Raw genomic sequence first — 1,481 nt, 5'->3', positions numbered from 1 at the left:
GGGCGTCATGGTCGAGGTCCCCTCCTCGGCGCTGCTCGCCGACCGCATCCTGCAGATCGCCGACTTCGCCTCGATCGGCACGAACGACCTGACGCAGTACACGCTGGCCGCCGACCGGCTGCTCGGTTCGGTCGCGTCGTTCCAGGACCCGTGGCATCCCGCGGTCCTGCGCCTCATCCGCGAGGTCGGCGCCGCCGGCCGCGCGAACGGCAAGCCCGTCGGCATCTGCGGCGAAGCGGCGGCGGACCCGCTGCTCGCGGTGGTGCTCGTCGGCCTCGGTGCGACCACGCTGTCGATGGCGCCCACCGCCCTCGCGGACGTCCGCGCCTCGCTCCTCACCCACTCTCTCGACGACGCGCGCCGCATCGCCGAGGCAGCCCTGGCCGCCGACGACGCGGCCTCCGCCCGGGAGGCAGCTCAGGCTGCCGCCTCCGTATCCCTCGCGGTCTGAGCCGCGCCCCACCCCCGCGACTGCGGTCGCATCCACAACAAGGAGACACAGCAATGACGACGGCGTCTACAGCCAAGAAGCCGGGAGGTGCACGCGTCGCGGTCCAGCGATTCGGCACGTTCCTCTCCGGCATGATCATGCCCAACATCGCGGCGTTCATCGCGTGGGGCTTCATCACCATGCTCTTCATCCCCGCCGGATTCTTCGGCGCGAAGAGCCCCTTCGGGTGGCACTGGGCTCCCGTGGCGGAGATCATCGGTGGCGGCGGCGACGCGGCCACGATCGGGTGGCCGGGTGCCGCGACGGCCCTCACCGCCAACGCGGACGGCAGCACCTACCAGGGCTACGTCGGCCTGGTCAGCGTCATGATCACCTACCTCCTGCCGCTGCTCATCGCGAACACCGGCGGCCGCATGGTCTACGGCGCGCGCGGTGGCGTGGTCGCGACCATCGCCGTGATGGGTGTCATCGTCGGCACGAACATCCCGATGTTCCTCGGCGCCATGATCATGGGCCCGCTCGCGGCGTACATCACGAAGCAGATGGACCGGATCTGGGACGGGAAGATCCGCCCCGGCTTCGAGATGCTGGTCAACAACTTCTCCGCCGGCATCCTCGGCATGATCCTCGCGATCGTCGGCTTCTTCGCCTTCGGTCCGATCTTCCTCGGGATCAGCACAGTCCTCGGTGGCGTGGTCGGCTGGCTGGTCGACCTGCACCTGCTGCCGCTGCTGTCGATCATCGTCGAGCCCGCGAAGGTGCTGTTCCTCAACAACGCCATCAACCACGGCGTGTTCACCCCGCTCGGCATCCAGCAGGCCACCGAGACCGGCAAGTCGATCCTGTTCCTCATCGAGGCGAACCCCGGACCCGGCCTCGGCCTCCTCCTCGCGTTCACCTTCTTCGGTGTCGGCGCGGCGAAGGCTTCGGCCCCGGGCGCGATCGTCATCCAGTTCCTCGGTGGCATCCACGAGATCTACTTCCCGTACGCTCTCGCGAAGCCGATGACCGTCCTGGCGCTCATCGCCGG

The 1,481-nt window shown here is 69.1% G+C and carries 2 protein-coding genes; both read left to right on the top strand.

The window, feature by feature from the left end; genetic code table 11:
- Positions 1–451 (top strand): putative PEP-binding protein (locus tag AVW09_RS14585; RefSeq protein WP_331709268.1); only part of this gene is annotated, 451 nt, incomplete at its 5' end.
- Between the two features lie 53 nt (positions 452–504).
- A partial coding sequence (locus tag AVW09_RS14580; RefSeq protein WP_197462656.1) for a PTS transporter subunit EIIC occupies positions 505–1,481 on the top strand: 977 nt, incomplete at its 3' end.

Origin of the sequence: Microbacterium sp. T32, assembly GCF_001619615.1 — a bacterium.
Taxonomy (GTDB): Bacteria; Actinomycetota; Actinomycetes; order Actinomycetales; family Microbacteriaceae; genus Microbacterium.
This window is presented reverse-complemented; position numbering and strand designations above follow the sequence as displayed.